19 protein-coding genes are annotated in these 24,542 nt (G+C 66.4%); 8 read left to right on the top strand and 11 right to left on the bottom strand.

Going from position 1 to position 24,542, the window contains the following annotated elements; translation table 11 throughout:
- Positions 1 to 9 precede the first annotated feature (9 nt).
- The 6 genes from acnA (at position 10) to ACREXZ_RS10880 (ending at position 4,687) form a co-directional block, all read left to right on the top strand.
- Positions 10 to 2,727 carry an aconitate hydratase AcnA gene (gene acnA, locus ACREXZ_RS10905; RefSeq protein ID WP_431764073.1) on the top strand — a complete coding sequence of 906 codons (2,718 nt, stop codon included), beginning with the start codon at positions 10 to 12 and terminating at the stop codon, positions 2,725 to 2,727.
- 184 nt (positions 2,728 to 2,911) lie between these two features.
- Complete coding sequence (locus ACREXZ_RS10900; RefSeq protein WP_431764072.1) at positions 2,912 to 3,187, top strand: plasmid mobilization protein; 276 nt, start codon at positions 2,912 to 2,914, stop codon at positions 3,185 to 3,187.
- Positions 3,187 to 3,384 carry a hypothetical protein gene (locus tag ACREXZ_RS10895; protein ID WP_431764071.1) on the top strand — a complete coding sequence of 66 codons (198 nt, stop codon included), beginning with the start codon at positions 3,187 to 3,189 and terminating at the stop codon, positions 3,382 to 3,384. The genes ACREXZ_RS10900 and ACREXZ_RS10895 overlap by 1 nt, the downstream gene beginning before the upstream one ends.
- A gap of 220 nt (positions 3,385 to 3,604) precedes the next feature.
- Entirely contained in the window at positions 3,605 to 3,811 is a 207-nt protein-coding gene (locus ACREXZ_RS10890) for a hypothetical protein (protein WP_431764249.1), read from the top strand.
- A gap of 232 nt (positions 3,812 to 4,043) precedes the next feature.
- Positions 4,044 to 4,295: a type II toxin-antitoxin system Phd/YefM family antitoxin gene (locus ACREXZ_RS10885; protein ID WP_431764070.1), complete on the top strand. Its 252-nt coding sequence runs from the start codon at positions 4,044 to 4,046 to the stop codon at positions 4,293 to 4,295.
- On the top strand, positions 4,292 to 4,687 hold the full coding sequence (locus tag ACREXZ_RS10880; RefSeq protein WP_431764069.1) for a type II toxin-antitoxin system VapC family toxin: 396 nt from the start codon (positions 4,292 to 4,294) through the stop codon (positions 4,685 to 4,687). The genes ACREXZ_RS10885 and ACREXZ_RS10880 overlap by 4 nt, the downstream gene beginning before the upstream one ends.
- 58 nt (positions 4,688 to 4,745) lie before the next feature.
- On the opposite strand, the gene ACREXZ_RS10875 is transcribed toward ACREXZ_RS10880, so the two are convergent.
- From ACREXZ_RS10875 to ACREXZ_RS10830, 10 genes are all read right to left on the bottom strand, one after another.
- Positions 4,746 to 5,876 (bottom strand): diguanylate cyclase, encoded by a 1,131-nt coding sequence (locus ACREXZ_RS10875; RefSeq protein ID WP_431764068.1) that lies wholly within the window; start codon positions 5,874 to 5,876, stop codon positions 4,746 to 4,748.
- Between the two features lie 39 nt (positions 5,877 to 5,915).
- Positions 5,916 to 6,938: a chemotaxis response regulator protein-glutamate methylesterase gene (locus ACREXZ_RS10870; RefSeq protein WP_431764067.1), complete on the bottom strand. Its 1,023-nt coding sequence runs from the start codon at positions 6,936 to 6,938 to the stop codon at positions 5,916 to 5,918.
- Complete coding sequence (locus tag ACREXZ_RS10865; protein ID WP_431764066.1) at positions 6,935 to 9,343, bottom strand: hybrid sensor histidine kinase/response regulator; 2,409 nt, start codon at positions 9,341 to 9,343, stop codon at positions 6,935 to 6,937. Before ACREXZ_RS10865 ends, ACREXZ_RS10870 begins: the two co-directional genes overlap by 4 nt.
- Positions 9,340 to 10,107, bottom strand: a complete 768-nt coding sequence (locus tag ACREXZ_RS10860; RefSeq protein ID WP_431764065.1) for a chemotaxis protein CheW — start codon at positions 10,105 to 10,107, stop codon at positions 9,340 to 9,342. The genes ACREXZ_RS10865 and ACREXZ_RS10860 overlap by 4 nt, the downstream gene beginning before the upstream one ends.
- A 7-nt stretch (positions 10,108 to 10,114) precedes the next feature.
- Entirely contained in the window at positions 10,115 to 11,599 is a 1,485-nt protein-coding gene (locus ACREXZ_RS10855; protein ID WP_431764064.1) for a CheR family methyltransferase, read from the bottom strand.
- 23 nt (positions 11,600 to 11,622) lie between these two features.
- Positions 11,623 to 12,126: a chemotaxis protein CheW gene (locus ACREXZ_RS10850; protein ID WP_431764063.1), complete on the bottom strand. Its 504-nt coding sequence runs from the start codon at positions 12,124 to 12,126 to the stop codon at positions 11,623 to 11,625.
- 30 nt (positions 12,127 to 12,156) lie between these two features.
- A complete protein-coding gene (locus ACREXZ_RS10845; RefSeq protein WP_431764062.1) occupies positions 12,157 to 13,833 on the bottom strand; it encodes a methyl-accepting chemotaxis protein in 1,677 nt (558 codons plus the stop codon).
- Positions 13,834 to 14,118: 285 nt separating this feature from the next.
- Complete coding sequence (locus ACREXZ_RS10840; RefSeq protein WP_431764061.1) at positions 14,119 to 16,815, bottom strand: hypothetical protein; 2,697 nt, start codon at positions 16,813 to 16,815, stop codon at positions 14,119 to 14,121.
- On the bottom strand, positions 16,802 to 18,046 hold the full coding sequence (locus ACREXZ_RS10835) for a DUF3142 domain-containing protein (RefSeq protein ID WP_431764060.1): 1,245 nt from the start codon (positions 18,044 to 18,046) through the stop codon (positions 16,802 to 16,804). The genes ACREXZ_RS10840 and ACREXZ_RS10835 overlap by 14 nt, the downstream gene beginning before the upstream one ends.
- A gap of 72 nt (positions 18,047 to 18,118) precedes the next feature.
- Positions 18,119 to 21,916 carry a DUF748 domain-containing protein gene (locus tag ACREXZ_RS10830; protein ID WP_431764059.1) on the bottom strand — a complete coding sequence of 1,266 codons (3,798 nt, stop codon included), beginning with the start codon at positions 21,914 to 21,916 and terminating at the stop codon, positions 18,119 to 18,121.
- A gap of 84 nt (positions 21,917 to 22,000) precedes the next feature.
- Between ACREXZ_RS10830 and ACREXZ_RS10825 the strand changes: the two genes are divergently transcribed.
- Positions 22,001 to 22,141 carry a hypothetical protein gene (locus ACREXZ_RS10825; protein WP_431764058.1) on the top strand — a complete coding sequence of 47 codons (141 nt, stop codon included), beginning with the start codon at positions 22,001 to 22,003 and terminating at the stop codon, positions 22,139 to 22,141.
- Here the strand turns inward: ACREXZ_RS10825 and ACREXZ_RS10820 are convergent.
- Entirely contained in the window at positions 22,135 to 23,568 is a 1,434-nt protein-coding gene (locus ACREXZ_RS10820; RefSeq protein ID WP_431764057.1) for a DUF1254 domain-containing protein, read from the bottom strand. The two genes, ACREXZ_RS10825 and ACREXZ_RS10820, sit on opposite strands and share 7 nt — an antisense overlap.
- A gap of 302 nt (positions 23,569 to 23,870) precedes the next feature.
- On the opposite strand from ACREXZ_RS10820, the gene ACREXZ_RS10815 reads away from it, so the two are divergent.
- On the top strand, positions 23,871 to 24,512 hold the full coding sequence (locus ACREXZ_RS10815) for an FMN-binding negative transcriptional regulator (protein ID WP_431764056.1): 642 nt from the start codon (positions 23,871 to 23,873) through the stop codon (positions 24,510 to 24,512).
- Positions 24,513 to 24,542: the final 30 nt, after the last annotated feature.

The raw sequence follows: 24,542 nt of genomic DNA, 5'->3' as shown, positions 1-24,542 counted from the left end.
AAAAACACCATGGCCCACAATCTCCACAAAACCCTCAAGGAATTCGACAGCGGTTCCGGCAAAGGCAAGTTCTACTCGCTGCCGCAACTTGGCAAGGCATTGAACGTCAAGATCGACCGGCTGCCGGTTTCGATCCGCATCGTGCTGGAATCGGTGCTGCGTAACTACGACGGCAAGAAGATCGCAGAGGAGCACATCGAACAGCTCGCGAACTGGAAGCCGACGGCCTCGCGCGTCGACGAAATTCCGTTCGTCGTGTCGCGCGTCGTGCTGCAGGATTTCACCGGCGTGCCGCTGCTCGCCGACATCGCCGCGATGCGTGGCGTCGCGAAGCGCGCCGGCAAGAACCCGAAGGCCATCGAACCGCTGGTCCCGGTCGATCTCGTCGTCGATCACTCGGTGCAGATCGATTACTTCCGCCAGAAGGACGCGCTCGACCTGAACATGAAGCTGGAATTCCAGCGCAATAACGAGCGCTACCAGTTCATGAAGTGGGGCATGCAAGCGTTCGACACGTTCAAGGTCGTGCCGCCGGGCGTCGGCATCGTCCACCAGGTGAACCTCGAATATCTGGCTCGCGGCGTGCACAAGAAGGCCGACGGCGGCGACACCGTGTACTACCCGGACACGCTGGTCGGCACCGACAGCCACACCACGATGATCAACGGCATCGGCGTGGTCGGCTGGGGCGTGGGCGGCATCGAAGCGGAAGCGGGCATGCTCGGCCAGCCGGTGTACTTCCTGACGCCGGACGTCGTCGGTGTGCATCTGAAGGGCAAGCTGCGCGAAGGCGTCACGGCGACCGACCTCGTGCTGACCGTCACCGAACTGCTGCGTAAGGAGAAGGTTGTCGGCAAGTTCGTCGAGTTCTTTGGTGCTGGTACGAAGTCGCTGTCGCTGCCGGACCGCGCGACGATCGGCAACATGGCACCGGAATACGGCGCGACGATGGGCTTCTTCCCGGTCGACGAAAAGACGATCGACTACTTCGAGGGCACGGGCCGTACCGACGCCGAAATTTCCGCGTTCGAAAAGTACTTCAAGGCGCAGGGCCTGTTCGGCATTCCGAAGGACGGCGAGATCGACTACACGAAGGTCGTCACGCTCGACCTCGGCACGGTGGCACCGTCGCTGGCCGGTCCGAAGCGTCCGCAGGACCGGATCGAAATCGGTCACGTGAAGTCGACCTTCAGCGACCTGTTCTCGAAGCCGGTCGGCGAGAACGGCTTTGCGAAGAAGGCCGCCGATCTCGACACGCAATACACGACGACCAACGGCGTCAACGTGAAGAACGGCGACATCCTGATCGCCGCGATCACGTCGTGCACGAACACGTCGAACCCGAGCGTGCTGCTCGCGGCCGGCCTGCTCGCGAAGAAAGCCGTCGAAGCCGGTCTGACGATCGCGCCGCACATCAAGACATCGCTGGCTCCGGGCTCGCGCATCGTCACCGAATATCTGACCAAGACGGGCCTGTTGCCTTTCCTGTCAAAGCTCGGTTTCGAACTGGCCGCGTACGGCTGCACGACCTGTATCGGCAACGCGGGCGACCTCACGCCCGAGCTGAACGAAGCGATCACGAAGAACGACATCGTCGCGGCCGCCGTGCTGTCCGGCAACCGCAACTTCGAAGCGCGTATCCACCCGAACATCCGCGCGAACTTCCTCGCGTCGCCGCCGCTCGTCGTCGCTTACGCGATCGCCGGCAACATCACGCGCGACCTGATGACCGAACCGGTCGGCAAGGGCAAGGGCGGCAAGGACATCTACCTCGGCGACATCTGGCCGACGAGCGACGAAGTCAACGCGCTGCTCAAGTTCGCGATGGACGCCGACGCGTTCCGCAAGAACTACGCGCATCTGACGAAGAAGGGCGATCTGTGGAGCAAGATCGAAGGCGAGGAAGGCCAGGTCTACGACTGGCCGAAGTCGACCTACATCGCCGAGCCGCCGTTCTTCGGCGACGACTTCTCGATGCAGCCGGCCGCCAGCATCGCCGCGGTGAAGGGCGCACGCGCGCTTGGCATCTTCGGCGACTCGGTGACGACCGACCACATCAGCCCGGCAGGCTCGATCAAGGAAGACTCGCCGGCCGGCAAGTGGCTGAAGGCGAACGGCGTGCAGAAGGCCGACTTCAACAGCTACGGCTCGCGCCGCGGCAACCATGACGTGATGATGCGCGGCACGTTCGCGAACGTCCGGATCAAGAACCTGATGATCCCGCTGAAGGCGGACGGCACGCGCGTCGAAGGCGGCCTGACGATCCATCAGCCGGACGGCGAACAGCTGTCGATCTACGATGCGGCGATGAAGTACATCGACGCAGGCACGCCGACCGTCGTATTCGCCGGCGAAGAGTACGGCACGGGTTCGTCGCGCGACTGGGCGGCGAAGGGCACGCAGCTGCTCGGCGTGAAGGCCGTGGTCGCACGCAGCTTCGAGCGGATCCACCGCTCGAACCTGGTCGGCATGGGCGTGCTGCCGCTGCAGTTCAAGGGCTCGGACAGCGTGCAGTCGCTCGGCATCACCGGCGAGGAAACCTATGACGTCGAAGGTCTCGGCGACGACTTCAAGCCTCAGCAGGAAGTCACGCTGGTGATCCACAGCAAGGACGGCAGCACGAAGCGCGTGCCGGTTCTGCTGCGCATTGATACGCCGATCGAAGTCGATTACTACAAGCACGGCGGGATTCTGCCGTTCGTGCTGCGGTCGTTGCTCGCGGCGTAAGCGCATTACTACCCGTTGCGTACGGCGCCCTTCGCGGGGCGCTTGCGCGAAAAAGCCCGGCTCGGTTGTTATACGAGCCGGGCTTTTTTTGGGTTTATCGCGGATTGCCGGGGAAGGCAGATTTGATCGAGCCAGCAATCGGCCTATAATGTACATGTCATGTGCATGTACATAGAGGCAGAAAATGGCGGCAGCAACGGAGCGCATTGTGGTGCAGGTAACGGCGGCTCAAAAGAAAGCGATTGCAGGCACGGCCAAGCGGCTCGGATTGAACGTCAGTGAACTCATGCGTCAGTCTGCGCAAGGTTTCACTCCATCCGAGGATGAGCAGGAAATTCTCGCGCTCGTTGATCGCGTGAATGCATCCACGAAGGAAGCCAACGACGCGCTGGATGATGCGCTGTCGTTCGTCGCCGAGTCGAACAAGCGGATTGCAGCGATGGCCGGGAGAAAGAAGTAATGGGCGTAACAGACAAGGTTTGGGATGCACTCACCACGGTCATCAAGATGAATGACAAGGTGGTTTCGCTGGCCGGCACCGTCAAGGAGCAGCAGACCAAAATCGAGGGGCTGACGGAGCGTGTGATTCGCCTGGAAGCGACGCTGGATATCCTGATGCGCGTCGGCGGCAGCACGAAGAGGCTTCCGCGTCAGTAACCCGGGGAAAAGCGAACGTCGAGCGTGACGTCGTATTGAAGTTCGAAAGGACTGGACAGAGAGAAAGGACGAACGATGCTCAAACTCTTGCGGCGCTTACTGAAAAGCATAAGGAATCGGAGGGGATCATCGCAGGCTTCTTACCTGCCCATCGTTCCCATTTCGACAAACACCGACACACAGTCACACGGTAGTTGCCACTCGCATTCGGTGGCGTCCGGTGGGCATCACACGTCTTCGTCCGACTGCTCGTCTGATGGTGGCGGTCACGTCGGTTAACTTCGGAACGGAAAGCAGACAGGGGGAAAAGGACGGCAGCACGAAGCGTGTGCCGGTTCTACTGCGTATCGATACGCCGATCAAAGTCGATTACTACAAGCACAGTGGGATTCTGCCGTTCGTGCTGCGGTCGCTGCTCGCTGCGTAAGTGCACTGCTTGTTGCGGACGGCGCCCTTCGCGGGGCGTTTATGCGAAAAAGCCCGGCTCGGTTGTATACGAGCCGGGCTTTTTTGGTTTACCGCGAAACTGAGCTCAGTGAAGGCGACGACTAAAGAAAATGGCGTGCGAGGCCGTTGTCTCCGGTCAGGTGGAGTCGCCTCGCGACCAAAAATGACTTGTTCATATAGTCATCGTGGCCTATGATTATGACCATAGGCAAATGACCATGGAGCTTAAAGTGGAAAACAATCATGTTTCCAAGTCCGAATTCAAGGCGAAGGCACTCGAGTTTTTCCGGCAGGTTGAGGCATCAGGCGAAAGCGTGGTGGTGACGGATCACGGCAAGCCCGCATTGGAGGTCAGGCCGTATCGGAACACTGACCGTAACCCGCTGGACATTCTGCGCGGCTCCGTGGTGCGTTATGAGGACCCAACCGCCCCAGTCGATGTTGAGTGGGAGTCGGCTCAGTGATCGTCCTGGACACTCATACCCTTGTGTGGTGGGTCCACGGTGACGACACGTTGAGCAAGAAGGCGAAAGCGGCGATCACGCGTGAGTTGGACGGTGGGCAGATTGTCGTTTCCGCCATAAGCGCCTGGGAAATCGCGATGCTGGTTGAGCGCGAAAAGCTCGTGTTGTCGATGGACGTGGGAAGTTGGCTCGCGACGGTCGGTGAAATTGACGCTGTGCGGTTCATGCCGGTGGACAACGAGATCTCCGTGAAGTCTGTCGAGTTGCCGGGAGAGTTTCATAAAGACCCGGCGGATCGCATCATCGTTGCAACTGCCCGCAAGCTCGCGGTACCGCTCGTCACGAAGGACGAGAAGATTCGCGCGTATGCGCATGTTAAGACGATCTGGTAGTGGAGAAGCGCTCGCGTCAGCCACGCGGGCTAGCCAGTCTATGTGAACGCCCCGCCCCTCAATCCCGCACCGCATGCGGATCCGCATTCACCACCACCCGATTCTTCCCATCCCGCTTCGCCTGATACAGCGCGACATCCGCGGCCTCGATCAGCGACGTCATCGCAGAATCGACCTCCGGCACAACCGTCGCGCCGCCGATGCAGATCGTCACGTACTCCCCGCTCGCCGCATGGCGATGCGGCAGCCGCAGCGACTCGATGCCCGCGCGGATCTTCTCGGCGAGCAGCCGCACGCCGCCCATCGACGTGCCCGGCAACACCACCGCGAATTCCTCGCCGCCGAAGCGCGCGGCCAGATCGCCCGCGCGCCCGAGGCAGCCTTCAACCGTCGATGCGATCTGCTTCAGCACTTCGTCGCCCGCGACGTGCCCGTACGTGTCGTTATACAGCTTGAAGTTGTCGACATCGATCATCAGCAGCGACAGCTCCGCCTGGTCGCGCGTCGCGCGCCGCCATTCGGCGCTCAGATATTCGTCGAGATAGCGGCGGTTCGACAGCCCCGTCAAACCATCCGAATGCGTGAGGCGCCGCAGTTCGAGATTCGCCTCAAGCAGTTGCTGCTGCGACTGCCGCAGCGCGCGGTACGCCTCGTCCCGCTGCAGCAGGTTCACATACGAGCGCGAGTGATAGCGAATGCGCGCGACCAGCTCGATGCGGTCCGGCAGCTTCACGAGGTAGTCGTTCGCACCGCTCGCGAACGCGGCGCTCTTGATCACCGGCTCTTCCTTGGTGGAGAGCACGATGATCGGCACGTCGCGCAGCGCCGGATTCGCACGGTACGCCTTGACGAGCGTCAGCCCGTCGGTGCCGGGCATCACGAGATCCTGCAGGATGACGGTGGGCCGCGTCTGCACCGCCGCGTGCATCGCTTCGTCCGAGTGCGCGCAGTAGTGGAAGTCAATGCCGTCCTGGTCGGCGAGCGCGCGCCGCACGGCTTCGGCGACGATCGCCTGGTCGTCGACGAGCAGCACCATCGCCGGCACGTCGTTGGCCGGCAGCGTATGCAGGGCAACGTGCGCGGCGTCGAACGCCGGATAGGCGCCCTCTGGTGCGGCACCCTTCGGTTGGGCACCCTCCGGCACGATGCGTGCGCCCTGGTCGGGCGCTCCGCTGCGTTCATTGTCCATATTTACCCCTCGTCACTCTCTCAGATACTGAACCCGTTTTCATTGTGTTCTTTTGACGCGCGACAGCAGCTCGTTTGCAATCTGCGGCAACGGCAGAATCGACTTTGCGGCCCCCACCGCCGCCGCCGCTTTCGGCATGCCGAACACGGCGCTCGTCGCTTCGTCCTGCGCAATCGTGTGATAGCCCTTCGCGCGCATCGCCTTCAACCCGATCGCGCCGTCTCGGCCCATGCCGGTCAGCAGCACGCCGATCGCGTCGGTGCGCCAGTGCTGCACGACGCTGTGAAAGAACACATCCACCGACGGCCGGTACGGCGTGTCGGCCGGATCGCGCGTGTAGTCGAGTGTGCCGGCCGCGGTCAGCCGCAGATGATCGTTGGTCGCGGCGAGCAGCACTTCGCCGCGCCGCGGCCGGTCGCCGCTCTGCGCGATGCGCACCTTCAGCGGCGTCTGGCCGTCGAGCCATTGCGCCATGCCGTCGGCGAACGCCTTGTCGACGTGCTGCACGATCACGACCCCGCCGCCGAAATCCGCCGGCAGGCTGCCGAGGATCGCGGTCAGCGCGGTCGGCCCTCCCGCCGACGCGCCGATCGCCACCAGCGTCGACGCGTTGCCCGCATCAGTGGTCTGCCCGTGCCGTGCCGGCGTTCGGCGCACGCCTGGGCGTTCCAGCAACTGGCCGATCTGGTCGATTTTCGCGAGCAGCGGCTGCGATGCATCGGCGAGTGTGTCGTCGGCGAGCGTCGGGGTATCGACCGCGTCGAGCGCACCGGCGCCCATCGCCTCGTACACGCGCCATGCGTTCGCGCCGACGCTGGTCGTCACGATCAGGATCGCGCACGGCGTTTTCGACGCCATGATGCGCCGGGTGGCCTCGACGCCGTCGAACATCGGCATCACGAGGTCCATCAGCACGACGTCGGGTGGCTGCGCGGCGCAGAAATCGACCGCGCGCGCGCCATCGGTCGCCACCCACAGCACGCGGTGCTCGGGTCGCAGCGCGATCGCGCGACGCATCGCCTCGACCGCGAGCGGCATGTCGTTGACGATCCCGATGTTCATGAACGGGCCTCTCCGATCAGATCGCGCACTGCATCGAGCAGCGCCTCGTCGTGAAAACTGCCTTTCGCGAGATAGTAGTCCGCGCCGGCATCGAGCCCACGGCGACGGTCTTCCTCACGGTCTTTATACGAAACGATCATCACGGGTATCGATTTCAGTACGGCGTCGCGCCGGATCAGCGTGACGAGTTCGATGCCGTCGATACGCGGCATGTCGATGTCCGTCACCACCAGATCGAACGAGCCGTTGCGCAACGCGTTCCAGCCGTCCATCCCGTCCACCGCGACGGTCACCGCGTAGCCGCGCTTTTCCAGCAGCTTGCGTTCGAGCTCGCGCACCGTCAGCGAATCGTCCACCACCAGCACGTGCCGGCGCGCTTCGACCGTCGTGCCCTGCGCGCGCCGCACCTTGTCGAGCTGGCCGCCGCGCACGAGCTTGTCCACCGAACGCAGCAGATCTTCGACGTCGACGATCAGCACCGCCTCGCCGTTTTCCATCAGCGCGCCGGCGGCGATGTCCTTGACCTTGCCGAGCCGGCTGTCGAGCGGTTGCACGACCAGCATCCGTTCACCGAGAAAGCGGTCGACCGCGATCCCGCACAGATCGCGGTCGTCACCGATCACGACCACCGCGACGCCGCTGCGGCTATCCGCCGACACCGGCGTACCGAGCAGCTGATGCGCGGTGACCAGCCCGATCGGCCGGCCCTCGAAGCCGAAATGCTGCTGCCCTTCGAGCATGTCGATCTGGTCGCGCGAGAGTTCGAGCGTGCGCCGCACGTGTGCGAGCGGGAACGCGTACGCCTCGCCGCCCACCTCGACGAGCAGGCTGCGGATCACCGACAGCGTCAGCGGCAGTTGCAGCACGAAACGCACGCCCTGCCCCGGCTCGTTGAAAATGCGCACGGTGCCGCGTACCGCCTTGACCATCTCGTGCACCGCGTCGAGCCCGACGCCGCGGCCCGATACGTCGGTCACGCGGTCACGCATCGAGAAGCCGGGCAGCAGCAGGAATTCGAGTAGCTCGTGATCGGTCAGGCGCGCGGCAGTATCTTCGTCGGCGAGCCGGCGGCGGACGACCGCCGCGCGCACGCCATCGAGATCGATGCCCGCGCCGTCGTCGCTGACGGAGATCAGCAGCTTGCCCGCGCTGTGCCGCGCCTCGAGCGTCACCGTCGCTTCGGCCGGCTTGCCGCACGCGACGCGCTGCTCGGGCGATTCGACGCCGTGATCGAGCGAGTTGCGCAGCAGATGGCCGAGCGGCGCATCGAGCATGTCGAGAATGTCGCGATCGACCTGCGTCGATTCGCCGACCACCGAAAAGTGCACGCGCTTGCCGAGCGAGCGCGCGAGATCGCGCACGATCCGCGGATACGTGCGCGCCGCGTCGCCGAACGGCCGCATCCGGCATTGCAGCGCTTCGTCGTACAACTGCTGCGCGAGGTGCGCGCTGCGGCGATCGAACCGGTCTAGTTCATCGATGCGCGCGCCGAGCAATTGCTGCATGTTGCCGAGCGTTTCGCGCACGCCGTTCAGCGCGGTGAGCGCGTCGGCGTCGAGCGACTCCGCGAGATTTTCGTAGAACGTGTCGAGCGCGCGCGCCGCGTCGCGTTGCGTGCGCTTCACGCGCAGCATCGATTCTGCGAACGGCTTCAGCCAGCGTGCCTCGACCAGCGATTCGCCCGACAGGCTCAGCAACCGGTCGAGATTGTCCGCGCGCACGCGCAGCATCCGGTCCGGGTCGCGCGGCGCGTCGACGCGAAACGGTGCGGTGCGTTCGGCCCGTTCAGTGGCCAGCGCGTCCTGCGTGATGTGGGTGGCTTGCGGGAGCAGTGCGGGCTCCGGGACAGGCAAGGGTTCGCTGGATACCGTGGTCTCGCGGGCCACGCCTCCGGGCAGTGCGTCGGCCTGGGCATTGAGCAGCGCGATCGCGGTACGCAGCGTCGCGTCGTCGTCGGCATTGGACGCTTCCGCGAACAGGTTGCCGGTGCCGGCCGCGGGCAACACCCGCGTACCCGACAACGCCGCGAGCCCAGCGGTCCACGTATCGACCTCGTCGCGTGCGACGGACGTCTCCGGATTAGCTTCGCCGATGCGCAGCAGCAGGTCGGCGCCGTGCAGGAGCTCGTCGATATGTTGCGCGGTGAGCAGCAGCTCGCGGTGCTGCGCGGCGACGAAGCATTCTTCCATCGCGTGCGCGACGTCGACGCCATCGGGCACATCGACGATGCGCGCCGCCCCCTTCAGCGAATGCGCGGCACGCATGCAGGCTTCGAGCGCGGCCGCATCGGCGGGCGCGTGTTCGAGCAGCAGCAGCCCGTCGGACAGCACGCGCGTCTGCGCGCGCGCTTCCTCGCGGAACAGTTCGAGCAGCGACAGGCGGGCCGGATCGTCGGCGGGGCTCATCGCAGGCTCCGGGCAAGCGAGTCGAACACGCGCGCGGTGTCGAGCAGACCGATCGTGGTGTCGCGCCACGCGAGCACACCGCGCGCGTGCATCGCGGTGGCCTGCGCGAGCGTCGGCGGCACCGGCATCAGCGCCGACGACGCAAACCGCACCACGCCCTCCACTTCGTCGACCGGAAACACCACGGGCTCGTTGCGGTGCGTGGCCACCAGCATCCGCGCGTACGCGTTGCGGCCCGCGTGGCGTGTCGTGCCGCTGCGGTCCAGGTTCAGCAGTTCGCCGAGCGACGCCGCAACCGTCAGCGTGCCGCGGATGTTCACGAGACCCAGCACCACGCGATTGCGCCGGTGCGGCAGCGAATGGACCGGCCGCGGTTCCTCGACCTGCCGCAGCGCGACCGACGGCAGCGCGAGCCATTCGTCGGCGATACGGAACACGAGCGCGGACTGGATCGTCGCACGGTCTTCATCGGAGAGCGCGGCTTCGGTCGACGCGCGGGCCGCGCGCTCGCGCAGCGCCGCGTATGCGGCGCCCGCCGCGGTGCGCGCGAGGTCGGGCATGCGCGGCGTGTCGAGCAGTGCGCCTGTGTCGTCGAGTGGCCGGTCGAGCAGCAGCGCCGCGCCGCGCTCGAATACCGGACAGTTCAGGCAACGCGTGTACTGCGCGAGACGCGGGCACGAGTTGTCCCCTCCCCGCGAGCCGATGCGGTTCCAGCAATCGTCGACGAATGCGGCTGCACCCGTGGGGTCAGCGATGGGGGTCATGCGCTCCTCATGAAGACTTCACGCGGCCGGGATCGGCCGCCGCCTGGCGCGCGATCGCGCGCTGCGCACGCAGCGTCATCTGCTGCGCGCCCGCCGCGTCGCCGCTCACATCGAGCAAGGCGGCCAGATGCGTCAACGTCTCGTAATGGGCCGGGGCAAGGTACAGCGCCTTGCGATAGAAATCGGCGGCTTCGTTGCCGCGGCCGCGCGCATCGGCAATCAGACCGAGCAGATAGAACGCGTCCGCATCCGGCTCGTGGCCGCGGGTGAACTCGCGCACGATGCGCTCGGCGTCGTCGAAACGCCCGGCATCGGCGAGACGTTGTGCGTCAGCCAGGTCAGCCAGATCTGTTTGCTGCGGCGCAAGCACCTGGGCGGCGGACGCCACCATGGGCGCCGGATGCGCGGCGGCAAACGGCAAGGCGGGCCGTCCCGCCGAGGATACCGCAGCGGCAACGGGCGCGACAGGCAGCGCCGGTGCCATCGAGATCGCCGCCGGTTTGCCCGCCAGCAAAGCCGCCGCCGATGCGGCCGCCGCATACGCGTCGCGCAACGCGGCTGGCATCGTGAGTTCGGCGAGCGGGTCGTGCAGGTCGGGCATGGCGGCGGGTTTGTGCCCCGGCTTCGTCCACCCAGGCGCGGCAGCATTCCAGCGAGCGACACCGCCGCCGTTTTCCGCTTCGTCGGGCGGCGTGCGATAAAACGCGAACGCGAGTGGAATGCGCGCCGACGTCATCGCGTGGCGCATCATCAGACCGGTTTCGGCCGGACCGACGAAGATCGTGCCGCCGTCCGCGAGCTGCGCGTCGAGCAGACGGATCGCGCGATCCTGCGCATCGCGATGAAAATAGATCAGCACGTTGCGGCAGAAAACAAAGTCGTAGCGCGTATCGGTCTGCTGCAGCGGCTCGAACAGGTTGCCCCGCGCGAACCGCACGGACTGCCGCACACGCTCGTGCAACTGCCAGCCGTCGGCGATTTCGGTGAAGTGGCGCGCGCGGAATTCGAGCGCGTGACCGCGAAACGAATTGCGCCCGTACGACGCCTGCTGCGCACGCTCGATTGCCTGACCGCTGATATCGATTGCATCGATGACGAAGCGCGACGGATCGAAGCCCGCGTCGAGCAGCGCCATCGCGGCCGAGTACGGTTCCTCGCCGCTCGAACACGGCACGCTCAGTACGCGCAGCACGCGTGCCGGCGCGCTCGCGAGGCACACCGTCGCGAGCTTCGTCAGCGCGGCGAATGCCTCGCGGTCGCGGAAGAACCAGGTCTCCGGCACGACCAGCGCTTCAACGAGCGCCTGACGCTCGTCCGCCGAATGGTTCAGCAGATGCCAGTACACGTCGAGCGCATCGCCTTGCAGCACGTCCTGGGTCTCGCGAATCCGGTCGTTCACGGCGCGCGTCAGCGTGTTGATGCCGAGCGACGACGCGTCGATACCGGTCTCGGACGATAGCCAGGTTTCGAAGCGGGCATCGACGAAAATCATCGGGATCGCGGGTGGGCGGGGCATCACGGTTGGGCGGCGAGCGTGGACGGCGTCGAGGGAAACAGCAGCGCCTTCATATCGTCGTCGAGCATCTGCGCGGCATCGACCCATTGCACGAGCCCTTCGGCATCGTTTGCCACCGGACCGAGCCAGCGCGCGTGCGGCGTCGCGACGCCGCTGTCCGCGAACGCGTCGCGCTCGATGCGATATGTGCGCGTCGCGCGCTCGACGATCAGGCCAAGCAGGCGCGTGGTTTCGTTATTGTTGTCTCCAATGTCCGCAACCGGTCCGACCGGATAGCACACCAGCACGAGCCGCGTCGAACGCAGTGCGCGCGCGGGCCGGCCGAGCGCGAGCTGCGACACGTCGACGACCGGCACCGGTTCGCCGTCGTGCTCGATCACACCGGCGATCCACGCAGGCGTGCCGGGAATCGGCCGCGCCGGCGCGTACGCGAGCACCTGCGCGATGCAGGTTGCGTCGAGTGCGTAACGGTCGCCGTCGAGTTCGAACTGAAGGAAAAGCATCGTTGTTGCCTGCGCCATCCGGCCCGACGTTCAGGCCTCGATCTTGAAACGCGAGACGCCGGTACGCAGCTGGTTCGCGACCAGCGTCAGGTCGTCGATTGCCTGCGACGACTGGCGCAGCGATTCCGCGGTCTGCTGCGCGGCCTCCGACAGCTGCGACAACGCCTGCGTGATCTGCTCGGCGCCGCTCGCCTGGGTCTGCATCCCTTCGTTGACCATCTGGAAGCGCGGCGCGAGCGTCTGCACTTCGTTGATGATCTGCGACAACTGGCCGCCGACCTGGTGAACGTCGCGCATCCCGCGCCGCACCTCCTCCGAGAATTTATCCATCCCCATCACGCCGGCCGACACCGCCGACTGGATGTCCTTCACCGTCTGCTCGATGTCGTACGTCGCGACTGCGGTCTGATCGGCAAGCCGACGGATCTCGGTCGCGACGACCGCAAAACCGCGACCATATTCGCCGGCCTTTTCAGCTTCGATCGCCGCGTTCAGCGACAGCAGGTTGGTCTGGTCCGCGACCTTCGTGATCGTCGCGACCACCTGGTTGATGTTGATCGCCTTCTCGTTGAGGATCGCGAGCTTCGCGTTGACCGAGCCGGCCGCTTCCATCACGCTGCGCATCGTCTCTTCCATCCGCGACAGGCCCGTGTGGCCCTCGCCTGCGAGCGTCGCGGACTGCTCGGCGACGCCGGAGACTTCGTTCATCGTGCGCAGCAGATCGCGCGACGTCGCGAAGATCTCGCGCGACGTCGCGCCGATCTCGGTCGTCGTGGCCGCGGTTTCGCTCGCGGTGGCCTGCTGTTCCTTCGACGTCGCCGCGATCTCCGCCACCGACGTCGTCACCTGCAGCGACGATTTCTGCGCCTGCGCGACGAGGCTCGCGAGTTCGTCGGACATGCGGTTGAAGCCATCCTCGAGCCGCCCGAACTCGTCGTTGCGGCGCAGATCGAGGCGTTGCGTCAGATTGCCGGTGCGCATCGTGTCGTGCACCTTGACCAGTTGCGCCATCGGCACGGTGACCGCCTTGTACAGCATATAGCCGGTGCCGAGCGCAACCAGCAGCACGATGCCGAGCGCAGTGGCGAGCGTCACTTCGGCGCCGCTCACCGATGCACGGATCACATCGGTCGATTGCTTCGCGCTCGCGCGGTTCTCGGTCACGAGCACGTTGGCCGTGCGGATCACTTCGTTCCAGACCGGCGTCAGTTGCGCGAACGATGCCTGCGTGGCTTCCTTCGATGTGTCCATCTGATGGACCGCATCGTTCAGCATCGGCAGGTAGCGCTCGTACGCGGTACGGAATGCGCGAAAACGCTCGCGGTCCTTGTCGTCGAAGATGGTCGCCTCGTAATCGGACGAGAGCTGCTCGAACTTGCGCAGCGACTCGGGAATCCCGTCCAGGTCCGCCTTGATCTTCGCCGGGTCCCGATCGACGAACGCGGCGCGCTCGAGCATCGTGTAGCTTTCGTTCGACGCCGCGCGCAGCGTCGTCGACAGAAACAGCCCGGGCACCGAATCCCGGCGGATGCTGTTCGCTTCGTCGTCGATCATGTGCAGGCGATCGTACGAAACCGCTGCCATCACGAGCATCAGCAGGAACAGCGCGCCGAAGCTCAGCATGATGCGGCTGCCCAGCGACAGCCGGCCGCCGCCCAGCATAACGGGCAGGTTCTTGTTGCTTCCAGTGGACGACGTGCTGGCCATGTTTCGAAGAACTCTCAGATCGGGACGAAGGGGAAAACGGTGGCGTCCGCAACGCTCGGGCCGAATGTTTCGATCCGGTAAACCCGCTGATTCAGGGCGCCAGTGCGGAGGATACACCGCGCGGGCGGTGGTCAATACGGGGAAAAACCTCTGGAATCGGGTTCATTCAGGGTTCGTTGTGCGAGGGCACGACGGGCCGCCCGCCGGGACCACGGACGCAGGCCGGCCGGGCCGCGCAACGGGCCGCTTGACTGACCGCTTTGGAGCCACGAACCGCGCCGCCATTCAACCCGCCCGGCGACGCCGGTAGAACCATCCGCCAATGCCAGCAAGACCGACGAGCAGCGCCGTTACCGGCACATATAAGTGGTGATGCAACCAGTAGCGCGTGACCCGCCATGCATGCACGTACGGAAAGCGCCTGGCCGCGTCGAAATCCGGCGCCGGACAGTCGCGGCCGAAATGCGCGGCGAATGGCACGGCCGCCCCTTCCTTCACGTAGCGCTGATACAGCGCGTCGTTCCGGTCGGGGTCGGCGGACGAGAAGCCCGCCGCGTGGCACAGCACGGCCGCGAACGCCTGCGAGCGTGGCGGCAGCAGGTCCGCGGCAGAACTGGCTTCGGTCACGGCGATCGCGCGGTAGTGGAAGCGTTCGTTGGGCTTCGCTTCGCTCGATGCGTAGCGGTGCCGCTCGTCGTCGGTCACGAACGGGCCCGGCAGATCGGCGGCGGCGCGCTGCGCGGGCGTGTTGCGCGGCAGCTGCGGCGCCGATGCGCCCGCGGCGCCTGTCGCGTAAGCCGTCTGCATCACCCCCTGGCGCCCGACGCCATACGTGTACATGCCGCCGAAGGTCGCGAAATCCGGGGCCTGCTCGTAGCCCATGATTTCCATGCCGTGCTCGCGCGCGAGCGTCGCCGCGTCGAACCAGCCGCGCGCCCGTGCCGTGCGCCCCCACGCGTGCTGCGCGTCATGCAGCGCCGCGCCGTACGCGGCGGCCCACTCGCGGACCTTCCACGCGGTGACCTTGAAGCCGTTGCCGACATAGTCGACGTCGACGAAACGCGCATCGCCGTCGGCCGGGAAATACGGCAATGCGTCGTCCACGCGACCGTCGCGCACGAGCCGGCGGGCGAGGAGCAGGCGCAGGCTGTCGGCGAGCGTGCGTGGATGCTGGCCTCGCCACGCGTAGTACTGATCTGTCGTGAAGGTCGCGAAACCGGCCGGCAGCGGCACGGGTGCGGTGGCCGGCGCGTGCGCATCGACCCAGGTCTTCAGTTCGTCGCTGGTCAGCACACGCTCGGCGACGTACGCCATGTCCTGCTCATAGCCGAGATCACTGTTGTCCGCATCGAAATAGGGCGTGCCCGCGAACGCGCCGGCGTCCACGCGTGCGCGCTGCGTCGCCGCGTACAGCTGATCGAGTGCATCGAGATACTGGCCGCGCGCAAGCGCGAGCACGCCCTGCTCGCCCTTCACGAGCGCGACGCTGCCGGTATCGAGACTCCCGTCGAGCGTCGGGAATGCCTTCGACGCATCCGCATACGCGCGCGCCGCGCCCGCCACATCGCCGTCGCGCAGCGCGAGCTTCGCGCGCACCCAGTTCGAGAGCGCGCTGCTGTCGTGCGCGATCAACGTCCGTGCGAGATCGTAGCGTCCGGTGCGATACGCGAGCGCCGCGAGCCGGTCCGCGCCGACGGGCTGCGCGATGCCCTGCTGACGGATCGCATCGACGAGCGTTTGCAGCACCGGATTCGGCTTCACGTGCGGCGTCCCGCGCGCGACGTCCGCGTAGCCCGGATAGCCGGTGATGTCGAGCATCGCGTAGTAGTCGGTCGTACTCTGCGGATCGTCGTTCACCACGTCGCCGAGACGCGCGAGCCCGTACGCGACGAGCAGACGCTGCGTCAGCGGATCGCCGATCAGACGCGTCGCACGCGCCGGACTGCTGAGCGCCCACGACGCGATCAGCACCAGCGACTGAAACCCGACGATGGAGCCACGCGCATCCTGCCCGGCGTATAGCGCGACCGCGCGATTCATGTCCGCGGGATCGATGCCGTCGGCGCATGCGGTGCGTCCAGTCAGGTCGGTGTCGTCGCACTGCGCCGTGGCGGAGTGCAGGAAAAGCAGTGCCTCCTCGCCGTAGCTGAAGACGGCCAGCCCCGACGGATCGGGTCCGCCCGCACGGGCCCGCTCGCGCGCGACCGCGAACGCGCGCGCGGCGGCACGGCGTTCTTCGACGGCGTCGTAGTCCGCTTCGGACGACGCGCGCGCATGCATTTCGCCCAATGCGTATGCGACCCACACGGCGCCTGGACCGGCGGTCGCGACCGGCAGATCGAGCGCGGCCTGGAAACGTCGTTGGGCGCGGAGGTCGGCGGCGTCGGCGGCGGCCTGCGCGCGTTTGAGGTCGGCGCGACAGGCGGCTTTTGTGGCGGCGGTGGGTTTGGGCGGCTTGCTGGGTGAAGAAGTGGCGGTTGCGGCGTGGGTGGTGGTTGCGGCGCTCGCCGCAACAGCAATCTTCGCAGCACTCGCCCCCGTCGCATCGCAATCCGGCAACGGCGCGTCGGCCTGCGCTTCATCGACGACACCGGCGAAATACTGCCGCACCGACTCCGGCAAACCATCGCCACGCGCATACGCCGCGTCGCCGTCGACAAGACCACGCATCGCGCCGATCGTCGCGAGCTGACTCGCGTTCAGTGTCCCATTGCCCGGCACGTCCGACGAGTGATCGGGGACCTTCGTGGACAGCGCGGCCGGTGTCGCCTCGTACGCTTTCAGGCTGTCGCTGGGCGCGACGAGATGTGCCGCTTCGTACGCGAACGTATTCGACGGCGTGCTCTTCAGCGTGCCCGCGCGATCGTCCAGCAATTGCAGTGGAAATTCCGGACCGCACGCCATCACGGCGACCGCCGCCGCGGCCAGGGCAGTCACCGCGGCGGCGATCGCGAGGTCAGTATGTTTTTTATGGTTCGACACGGGGAGCGAGCGTTCCTTGAGTGCAGCGAATCCAGCCGACCGTGCGCTGGCGACCCGCGCGCAGAAGCCCGTCCTGCGCGCGTCGGAGAAACAGGCTTTGGGTATCGCGATCGATCACGTAGCCATTGATGCCGTCGGCGGCATCGCAGCGCGCATCGACCCGGATGCGCGCGGGCAGCGGCGCGTCCGCGTTGCCCGCGTTCACGAGCACGAGATCGCGCGCCGCCGACCCGGCCGCTTCACGCGTGCGCACCGTCAGCGCGGGTTGCAGCGGCGTGTGCGCGAGCACCGCACGCCATGTCGCGAGGCTCCATGCGCGGGTGTCGTCATCAGTGGGCAGGCGGAACCAGACGATGCCCGCGAGCCCATCGGGCCGCTCCTTCGCGATGCGCGCGGCGAACGCGGAAATCTCATTGGGCTGCGCGACGAGTTCGTGCGCGAGATCGTCCGACTGCAGCGCGGGCTGCTCGCTTTCGATGCCGGTCACGCGACCGTCGCGGCTCCACGTCACGCGCGTGCCGTACGTCGGCAATGCAACGCGCCACGGATGGCGATTGTGCCGCGCGAACGCGCGCATCCACGCGAGCGCCCGCGTGTCGTCGAACAGGCCCTGCACGGGATTCATCACCGCATGCACCTGCAGCACCGCTTCATCGGTTTGCGCGAGCACGCCGTCGAGCGCCGCGGGACTGTCGAGCCAGGTCGGCAGCGCGGTGATGGAGAGCCGCATGGATGGGTCGAGCCGCGCGCGCAACGCGGCGAGAAAACGCTGGTAGCCGGCGAGCCGCGCGGTCGCGCAATCGTGATCGATCTCGAGGCCTGCGACGTTCACGCCGCGGTGCTTCCACGCATCGAGCAACCGGGTGACATGGGCGATCAACGTTGAATCGTCGAGTCGATTGAGCGCGCCGTCGATCCGCACGACCGCGACCACCGGCGCATGTTCGGACGCGAGTACGCTCCAGTCAGGTGCGACATCGCTCCAGCGGCCGCGCGCATCGAGTTCAGCGGCGAGTATGTGCCAGGTACCGACGAGACCGCCGCTTGCGCGCATTGCCGCGACGACGCCATCGGTCCACACGCGCTGCCACACGTACGCGTCGTTCGGCAGCGGCGACGCCGGCTTACTGCAGCCCGCAAGCGCCACACATGCGCACACGATCGCGAGCCGCACGCCGCGTGCGACGAAAACGGCCCAGGCGACGACGTCGCGTGCGGCGATGGCCCGCATACCGCTTCCTCCCGTTCTCTCCGGTCCCGCGGGTCTCGCTGCTATCGACGCCTCTTCACGCGCGAGCCGCCGTCACTTGAGCCCGAAGTCCACCCGTGTCGCCGCGCCCTTGTCCTTGATGCCCTCGGCGTTGAGCTTCGGCGCAACGATGAAGATCCGGCTGCTATCGATCTTGCCGTCGAAGTACTGCTGCACGCTTTGCGCGCGTCGTTGTGCGAGGTCGCGTAGCGACGCGTCGTTGATCGGCGCGTGCTCGGCGATCGCGGCCTTCATCTCGTCGGCGGGCAGCGTCTTCGTCAGACCGACGAAGTTGCGCGGCTTCTTGAAGTCCGCTGATTTATAGGCCTTCGAGAGGTACTTGTCGTACTCGCCCGGATCGACTGTGACCGACGACGTGTCGACGCTTTCGCCGTTGCCTACCGTGTCCTTGATCTTCTGCTGCTTGACAAGACGGTCGACGTACGCGTTACGCAGCGCGGGTTCGTCGGCGGCGGGATCGACCCGGCCGATCAGGTCGATGCGGATCGACGGCTTGTCGGCGAGCACCTTCGCGATCGTGTCGAGCTTCTTCGTCGCCGCATCCGACAGCGTTGCCGAGCCCGCGTCGAATTCGACATAGCCGAGCTCTTCGCCGCCTCCGCCGAACGCGTTCGCGAGCAGCGAGAACGGCGCGGCGACCGCCTTCTGCAGCAGGTTCAGCACCGCATGCCAGATCAGCCCGCCGATGCTGAACTCGGGGTTCGACAGCGAGCCCGACACCGGAATGTTCAAGTCGATCTCGCCGCGCGAGTTCTTCAGGAGCGAGATCGCGAGACGCACCGGCAGCTTCGTCGCGGTGTCGTTGTCGACGTGGTCGCCGAACGTCAGCTGGTCGATGAAGATGTGGTTGTTCGCGGTCAGCTGATCGTTGTCGAGCTTGTAGTGCAGGTCGACGTTGAGCTTGCCCTTCGTGATCGGATAGCCCGCGTACTTCGCCGAATACGGCGTGAGGTTGGTCAACTCGATGTCGTGCGCGCTCGCGGTCAGATCGAGCGCGGGCTTCGCGATCAACGGATTGACGGTGCCGCGGATCGACAGCGGTCCATTCGCCGCGAGCTTCGCAGCGACGTCGACGGGCGCGGGTGTCGTGGACTGCGTGCCGAATGCGCCGATCTTGCCCGTGATGCTGACAAGGTTCGCGGTGTAGTTCGGCTTGATGAAGTTGTCGGTGTACGTGACGCGACCGTCCTGCAGCAGCAGCTGACCGAAGTGCAACTTCACCGGACTTTGCGGCGGCGTCGCCGCGGTCACCGTCGGCGCGGGACTCGATGCGGGACGGGGCGCCGACGCGGCCGCCGCCTCGGACGCGGCCTGCGGCGTCAGCGGTATCGGCTCGCCCTTCGCGTTCTTGTCGCGCGTGAGCGACTTCGCCTCGCCAGTTTCGTGCGCGACGACGTCGCTCAGATTCAGCTTGCCCTGCGCGTCGAGCAGCACGCGCCCGTAGAAATTCGAGAACGTAACGCGGCCCGCGTCGACGTCGGTGCCGTGCTCGTCGTAACGCGCCTTCAGGTTCGCCAGCGCGAGCGAACGCCAGCCAGCGAACGGGTCGGACGTCGCCTTGTCGAGCATGCGCACGTCGACGAGCGCCACGTCGCCGCGATACGTAACCTGCAACGCCTTCGCCTGCGACATCGCGACGTCGCCGTTCGCGTTCAGCAGCGCGCTGGCGATGGTCGCGTTCAGCTTGCCGCCGAAGTACGGTTCGAACGCCGCCGCGTCGAGCCGGTTCGCGTCGATCTTCAGCGCGAGTTTCAGCGGACTCGCGGTCACGTTGCCGGTCACGCCGAGCGTGCCCTTGCGATTGAGCGTCGCGTGCAGGTCGATCGGCAGTGGATGGCTCAGGTCGTCGCTGATCTGCTGCACCTTCAGTTGAATCGGCGTCACGGCGAGCTTCACCGGGCGCGGCGTCGTTTCGTCGGTGAAGTTCGCGGTCCCATCCTTCAGGTTCAGCTCGCCGATCGTGTAATGCCACGCGGGCTCTTTCGACGAGGCTGCGGTCTTCGCCGGTGCAACGGGCCGGGCCTCACGCTGCGCCGCGGCCCCATGTGGCGGGTTCGCGAGTTCCACGAGATCGATACGGCCGTCCTTCAACCGCTGCGCGTTCACGACGAGCCCCGTCACATCGACGCTCGACACCGTCGCTTTACGCGCCGCCACGTCGACCTGGCCGATCTTCGCGTCGGCCTGCGCGAGCGCGATCGCGGGCTCTTTCGAACCGGCCGCGTTCACCTTCAGCGATTGCAGCGTTACCGTGCTGTCGCCGACCTTCACGTCGACCGGCGACTTGCCCCAGTCCGTGTTCAGGTTCGCTGCGACGGACAGTGTGCCGTCGGCGATCCGCGCGGTCGTCGCCGACGCGAGGTACGGCTGCGCGAGCGGCAGCGGCAGCGACTTCACGTCGAGCTTCGCATCCGCAGTCTGCGCGGCGAGCGTGAACGAGCCGGACGCCGCGACCGAACCGCCGTCCTTCAGCGACGCGGAGAACGCGTAGTGCGCGGGCGTTTTCGCGAGCATTGCGAAGTCGGCGAGCGTCGCCGACACCTGCGTGACGTTCAACGCGACCGGCGGCGCGGGCGTGTCGTCGCGGAAATTCACCGTGCCGCCGGTCAGCTCGAAATGCTTGATCGACAGGTCGAGCGGCGCGGGGGGTTTGTCCGCTGCTTTGTCGGCCTGCGCGGGCGCGGCGCCCGATGCGGCTTCGGATGCGCTCGCCGTCGCTTTCGCGGGTGCCGACGCAGATGCCGGCGCAGCAGCCGTGGCCGGCGCCGGTGCGAACATCTTCTGCACGCTCAGCACGCCGGCTTTGTCGCGAGCGAGCGCGACGGTCGGCGAATCGATGCGAATGTCGTCGAAACGGTAGATGTTCTTCAACGGCTCGAGCGTTGCCGCAGCAACGTGCAGCTGATGCAGCGACACGAACGGCGCATTCTGCGCGTCGCGCGCATCGACGTCGGCGAGATCGACGGTGCCGGAGATGCGCAGCGTCGGCGCGTCGCCGGACATCACGAAGTTCAGCTTCAGATCGCTCGACAGCTTGCCGGTGCGCACGCTCACCGGCAGTTTCGTCGGCACGTACGACAGCAGTTGCGGCACGTCGATACCGTCGAAGCGCAACGCCACTTCCGATTCGCGCGACGCCGCGAACGGCTTCGTCTTGCCGTCGATCGCGAGCGGGCTGCCGTCGATCCGCGCGCGCAACAGCGGCTGCACGAAGATGTCGGTCTTCGACGGCAGCGTCGCGATGAACGGAATGCCGAGCTTCCATTGATCGATGACGTGCTGCTGGCCGAGCAACTTGTCGTCGAAATCGATACGGCCATTTTCGACGCGGATGTTCGACACCGAGAACAGCGTCGGCTTGCTCGACGGCGTGGACGGTGCCTTCGAGAATTTCTCGATCAGGTCGGTGAAATTGAAGCGCTGCGCGTCGTAGCGAACGATGTGAAAGCGCGGCGAATCGAGCTGCACTTCATCGACGATCGGCGCCGCGCGGAACAGCGACGCCCACGACGGCCGCACGATCAGCCGCGCGATGTCGACGAAATCGCCGGTACCGCCGCGCTCGCCGATATGGATGCTGTCCGCTTCGAAATTGAGCGTGTACGGATTGAGCGCGATGCGGCCGATGGTGGCCGGCCGGTCGAGTTGCTGGCTCAGTTGCTGCTCGGCGATATGGCGGATCAGCGGCGGCGCCGCGAAGAAGCCGAACAGCCCGAACAGCACGAGGAAGATCAGCAGGCCGATCAGGATGCGCCGGGTGCGGCGGGCGTGCGCGACAGCGCGCACGGCCTGGAGGGATGAAGCGAGCTTTGCTTTGTCGAGGCTTGCCATGCTTGTTCGTTCGCCGGTGATGCGGCAGCGGCGCCGCCGCGATACGGAAGTCCAGACTGCGGAAGTATACGTCCTGGAAATTTCGTGACGGACAAACTGCAAGAAATCGCATATCCACAGTGGCAGCGCGATGCGGTGCGCATCGGCGCGCCAGCGCTCGGGGCGCTCGCCGAACACGACGCGCCTACCGGGGTGCTATCGGCTTACTACCCGACTCACTACTGACGCATGACGGCCGGCGGCGACCACGACCCGTCGGTGGCCTGCGGCTTCGGCGCGTACAGCCGCATCACCAGCTGGAAGTCGGCGCGCGGCGCCGGCAGCCAGTTCGTGGCTTTCGCGCGCACCGCCGACACGGTCACGTCGACCGACCCATCACGATTGCGCCGCACGCCGTTGCGATCGCCGACCGCGATATGCGCCGGTGCGCTCTCGCCGAGCGCGCCGTCCTTCGTATACGCGGTGACCGACCAGAAACCGCGCACCGGCGGCAGCTGGTTCGGCGCGAAATGGATCAAGTAGCGGTTCGCGCCGTTCAGCGCGTGGCCGTCGCTGTCGAGCGCGACGGTCGCGCGCACTTCGTCGTCCTTCGTGCCGATGCCCGGCTGCGCGAACGCCGCATACGCGCGCAGGCCATAGTCGGGTCCGTAGTTGCCGACGCCGTCGCCGAACCAGCTCCAGCCGTTCGCGTTCAGCAGATTCGTCGGCGGGGTCGCGACGCGGTCGTGGCCGTCGGCGAGACCGGTGGCGATCGCATCGCTCGCGCCGGTCGGCAGCGCCGCCGGCGCACCGGGCGTCACGCCGAGATCGGACAGCGTCTTCAACGCGTGCGGATCGGCGGGCGACGGCGGGTTGTCCGCCATCGCGTCGGCGAGCCGGTTGAAGAACGTGTTCGCGTCCAACGCGGCGACCTGCGTGCCGGGCATCGCCGGCAGCGCGGCATCGGCCGGATTGCCGCTGCGGGGCACGGATGCAGCCGCAGTCGACACCGCACGTGCGTCGCTCGCGGCGTAAGCGCTCAACGGCGCGACGCGGACCAGGCGCTGCAACTTGCGGACGGCCGCGAGATCGCGCGCGCCGGCGTACTGGATGCGCACCGTCAGCCACAGGTTATGGGTCGGCACGTCGAAGCGCTTCACGCCCTTCGGCAGGTCGCCCTGCCAGCCCGGACCGACGAGCGCAATCGTTTGCGCCTTCAGGCCCGCCGGTCGTGCGACGGTCTGCGCGCCTGTCGACCAGACGACGTTGGTCCACATGTCGAGCGCGCGGGCGTCGACGTAGCGGCCGTGCGTGTCGGGCAACGACAGCAGCACCGGCTCCTTGCTGAGATCGAGCCAGCCGGTGGAGTCGAGCGTGTCGAGGCTCGGTGTGGTCGGGTTCGACGCTCCGACGGGCGGCAGCGCCTGCGCATGGCGCAACGTGTTGACAGGCGCCTGGCCAATGCCGTCGCCGACCGCGGCGTCGCGCGCGACGCTCATCAGCACGAGCGGATAGCCGAAAACGTAGGAGTCGGCGACCTCGTCCTTGATCCAGCCGGCGGTAGACTTCGGGCTGCTTCCGGGTGTGGCGGCGCAGCCGGCGAGGAACGCAAGGCCCACGAGCGATGCGCAGGTCCGGTGAAGCGAAAGTGAATCTCGGCGATTTTTTATCATTCGATGGGCGACACGGCGTTCGGTGAAATGATGCGGACCGGAGCGACCATGCCCGCTGAGCCCCCGCTCATTGGCGAACAGCCATGCTTCCGACTCCGACAACGGGTTTTATCGTATCCGTGGCGGCTAAGCAAGTACGATCGTGGGGACACGGCGTTGTCATCTTTCTGTCGTGGGTTTTTGCTGTACGGTCGAGCTTTTGCGCGGTCTTTTCGAACGCACGTGCCGCGCAAAAGTTCGACGTCTTTCATGGTCTTTCACTGTTACTTTTCACAATAATCCGTCCGTCCCCGGAGCGCCTTATGTATGTCCCCGCCCACTTCGAAGAGAATCGTCCCGAAGTCCTGCACGCGCTGATGGCCGGCCAGCCGCTCGGCGCGCTCGTCACGGTCGGCCCGCAGGGGCTCGACGCGAACCATGTGCCGTTCGAGTTCGACCCGACGCGCGGGCCGCACGGCACGCTGCGCGCGCATGTCGCGCGGGCCAACCCGGTGTGGCAGGAAGCGGCCGCCGCGCCCGACGCGCTCGTGATCTTCCAGGGACCGGCCGCGTACGTGTCGCCGACCTGGTATCCGAGCAAGCACGAGACGCACCGCCAGGTGCCGACTTACAACTACATGGTCGTCCATGCGCATGGGCGGATCGTCGTGCACGACGACGAGTCGTTCTTGCGCGGGCTGGTCGCGCGGCTCACGCGAACACACGAAGCCGGCGAAGCGAAGCCGTGGAAGATGGGCGACGCGCCGCCCGACTTCATTTCGCAGATGCTGGGCGCGATCGTCGGGATCGAGATCGAGGTGACGCGGCTCGTCGGCAAATGGAAGCTGAGCCAGAACAAGGAGGCCGCCGACCGGCGCGGCGCCGCCAATACCCTCGCCGCCCGCGACAGCGACGCGCAGCAGGCCGTCGGCCAGGCGATGCGGGACGCGCCGCCGGCGTTCTAGCGCGGCCGGGCGCCTTGCTGCATTAATTTA

The organism is Paraburkholderia sp. (genome assembly GCF_050742655.1).
In the GTDB taxonomy this organism is placed as follows: domain Bacteria; phylum Pseudomonadota; class Gammaproteobacteria; order Burkholderiales; family Burkholderiaceae; genus Paraburkholderia.
Note: the sequence above shows the minus strand (reverse complement) of the source record. Positions and strands in the feature narration are given on the sequence as shown.